Here is a 3,096-nt window from a genome sequence, read left to right as displayed (position 1 = left end):
ACGTAGGAGCGTCTTGGCCGGTCGTCCCGGCCAGCGACGATGCGATCCACAGATCGCCAGAGTAGCTACGCTCATCCCAACTTGGATACGAGGGTCTCAGGTTTGAGGTGCGTATAGCGCTTGACCATCTGCATACTTTTGTGACCGGTAATACTGGCCACCTCGAAAGGATGGAGCCCTTTCTTAAAAAGGCGAGACGCGGCCTCGTGCCGGAGGTCGTGCCAACGAAGGTTCTTGATGCCAGTGCACCGAACCGCGTTTTGCGTGGTGTTGAGGACTGGGCCAGATGGTTCCGCCTGCAGGGCCCCGGACCCGTCCACTGGATGGAGTGACAGCAGCATGAGCCTTGGTCGATAATGGCAGCGCCGCCGGCACTCCCCTATTCTCAGCTCCCCGGGCGGAGAGCGGAATCCGGATCAACCGCTTCCCAAGATCCACCCACTCTCACTGGAGTCCGAACATGGTCCTCTGTCTTAGGCTAGTCTCGATCGCCAGGTCGAACGCCGGCGCTGCATAAGGATTCCCGCTCTCTGCGTAAGCGTCGTCCCAGCACCGTGTTGAGTTACCGAAGCTGATACGAGATGATGCTTGTCACACCGCTGGGAAGCGGAGTTCAGCCGGCCAGTTTGGCGGCACAGTTCCAGGGGAGGAAGTCGTCGACGCGATTCACGGGATAGTCGGCGATATGCGTCAGCACATGGCGCAACCAGGCTTCGGGGTCGATACCGTTCAGCCTGGCCGTTCCAATGAGCCCATACATGGCGGCCGCGCGCTCGCCGCCGCTGTCGGCGCCGGCAAACAGGAAGTTGCGGCGGCCCAGGGCGACGCCGCGCAAGGCCCGTTCGGCGGCCGAGTTGTCGATCTCGATACGCCCGTCGTCGGCATAGCGGGCCAGGGCCGGCCACAATTTGAGCGCGTACAGGATCGCCGCCGCCGTGTCCGATTTGCGCGAGAGCGTCGCAAGTGTGGCCTGTAGCCAGCGCTCCAGGTCGTCAAGCAGCGGTCTGGCTCGCGCCCGCCGTTCGGCGCGGCGCTCGTCCGGTGGTTTGCCCCGGATAGCCTCTTCGATGGCGTACAGCTCGCCGATGCGGCGCAATGCCTCGGTGGTCAGGGGCGATGGGCGGGCCGCATGCAGGTCGTAAAACTTGCGCCGGGCGTGGGCCCAGCAGGCTGCTTCGACGACGCGCCCGCTGTCGTAAATGGCGTTGAAGCCGGCATACGCATCGGCCTGCAGCACGCCGGTAAAGCGGGCCAGGTGCGCTTGCGGATGTTCGCCCTTGCGGTCGGGCGAGTACGCAAACCACACGGCGGGCGGTTCGGTGGCGCCGCTGGCGCGGTCGTCGCGCACGTAGGTCCACAGGCGGGCCGTACGCGTCTTGCCGTTGCCCGGTGCAAGCACCGGCAGCGGCGTGTCGTCGGCGTGCAGTTTGGCGGCGGCGAAGACGTGGCGGCGCAAGGCCTCCCCCAGCGGTCGCAGCAGCGTGCTGGCCGCACCCACCCAGCTGGCAAGCAGGGAGCGCTCCAGCTCCACGCCCTCGCGTGCGTAGATCACGCTCTGGCGGTACAGCGGTAGATGGTCGGCGTACTTCGCTACCAGCACATGGGCCAGCAACCCRGGYCCGGGTAGTCCCCGYTCGATGGGCCGGCTGGCCGCCGGRGCCTGTACGATGCGGTCGCAGCAGGCACACGCCAGCTTGGGACGCACATGGCGGATGACGCGGAAACTGGCCGGCACAAACTCCAGCTGTTCCGACACGTCYTCGCCCAGSGGTGCGAGTTTGCCGTTGCAGTCCGGGCAGGCATCCAGAGCCGGACGCAGCACCCGTTCCTCGCGCGGCARGTCGGCAGGCAGCGGTTTGCGCTCGGCCTTCTTGCGCGGTGCGACGTCTACCGGCGCCTTTGCTTCGGCCACCGCCTCCTCGGCTTCCAGGTCTTCCAGCTTGAGTTCCAGTTGCTCGATTTGCTGGTCGAGCTTCTCGGAGCGGCGGCCGAATTGCATGCGCTTGAGCTTGGCCAGCACCAGCTTCAAATGCTCGATCTCGGCGGTACGCGTCGATAGTTCGGCCGACAGGTGCGCCACGCGCGCTTCGCTGGCCTGCAACGCCGCCTCACGTGCCAGCAGCATCGCTTTCAAGGCGTCGATATCGTCGGGCAGGTGGGAGGCGTCGGGCATGCGGCCCAGTTTACGCGGGTCAGCCCACGTTTACAAGGCCGACTGCGGGCGCCAGGTGCGCCTGCAGTCCAAGCCTATCGGCCGCAGTCAACTGGCGCGCGAAATGCTTTATTCGGCGACCAGCATTCTCGTATTCGCGCTGGTGTCGATCGTCATCATGCTGGCTAGCGGGAAATCACATCGTTTCTTTTATGCACACGTCGCTGATTATGGCTGGCCGTATTTCGTCCTCAGTCTCCTGATCATGATGGGCGTCCAGGACACTTACTAACATTCTCGAAAGTAATTTCATTGTAGTGGGCCGTTTTCCCTATGAGAGAATGTGAAACTACTTTCCGAAATCTTAGTATTTTTATTGGACGCACCGGCTCATGCATCATCGGGCGCTGTTCCGTTTTTTCCACCGCACGCATCACCTGTCGACGAATCCGAATCCCTTGACCACGTATTCCATCAACCCGCTGGAAGCGGTGGTCGATGCCGGCGGATCGATCCTGATCCTGTTCTTCGTGCCCAAGCACGTCGTGGCGTACCTCATTTTCACTTGGGTGAACACGGCCTATGCCGTGTACGGCCACCTGGGCCATGAAATCCTGCCGGCGAGCTGGGGCAGGCACTGGTTCGGGCGCTGGATCAATACCTCGGTCGCGCACAACATCCACCATGCGCGGGCGCGCTATAACTTCGGCTGGTATTCCCTGTTCTGGGACCGCTGGATGAACACGATCGATCCCGACTACGAAGCGCAACTGCAAGCCAGGACGGTCGCCACGCACGCACCGGGGGCCTGAATCGGGACTTTCAACCGCATTATTTGCGGCATCGTCTGACAGAAACTCATTGCTGTTGCAGCACGCCAATTAATTCTGTAACACAATAACCAGACCCGTTATTGCCGATCGGACAGCAGATTCTGTCCGTCC

General features: G+C 62.7%; 3 protein-coding genes and 1 pseudogene. 2 read left to right on the top strand and 2 right to left on the bottom strand.

Annotation, left to right across the window (positions count from 1 at the left end):
• Positions 1-71: 71 nt before the first annotated feature.
• Together AC1DYX_RS29890 and tnpC are read right to left on the bottom strand one after the other, a co-directional pair.
• Positions 72-341: a tyrosine-type recombinase/integrase gene (locus AC1DYX_RS29890; protein WP_477265656.1), complete on the bottom strand. Its 270-nt coding sequence runs from the start codon at positions 339-341 to the stop codon at positions 72-74.
• 272 nt (positions 342-613) lie between these two features.
• Positions 614-2,173, bottom strand: a complete 1,560-nt coding sequence (gene tnpC / locus AC1DYX_RS29885; RefSeq protein WP_477265654.1) for an IS66 family transposase — start codon at positions 2,171-2,173, stop codon at positions 614-616.
• Here tnpC and AC1DYX_RS29880 point away from each other — a divergent pair.
• The gene (locus tag AC1DYX_RS29880; protein WP_477265652.1) at positions 2,172-2,444 is read left to right on the top strand and encodes a hypothetical protein; all 273 of its coding nucleotides are present in this window, start codon (positions 2,172-2,174) and stop codon (positions 2,442-2,444) included. The two genes, tnpC and AC1DYX_RS29880, sit on opposite strands and share 2 nt — an antisense overlap.
• 88 nt (positions 2,445-2,532) lie before the next feature.
• Positions 2,533-2,964, top strand: a pseudogene (locus AC1DYX_RS29875) (sterol desaturase family protein); the annotation flags it as partial.
• Between the last annotated feature and the right edge of the window lie 132 nt (positions 2,965-3,096).

It is taken from the genome of Massilia sp. P2_C2 (assembly GCF_056404615.1).
The sequence above is the reverse complement of the archived record's forward strand: the minus strand, read 5'-3'. Positions and strand labels throughout refer to the sequence as shown.

Coding starts and splice junctions, on each gene's coding strand:
- AC1DYX_RS29890 (WP_477265656.1), bottom strand. CDS start 341: ATGCTGCTGTCACTCCATCCAGTGGACGGGTCCGGGGCCCTGCAGGCG.
- AC1DYX_RS29880 (WP_477265652.1), top strand. CDS start 2,172: ATGCGGCCCAGTTTACGCGGGTCAGCCCACGTTTACAAGGCCGACTGC.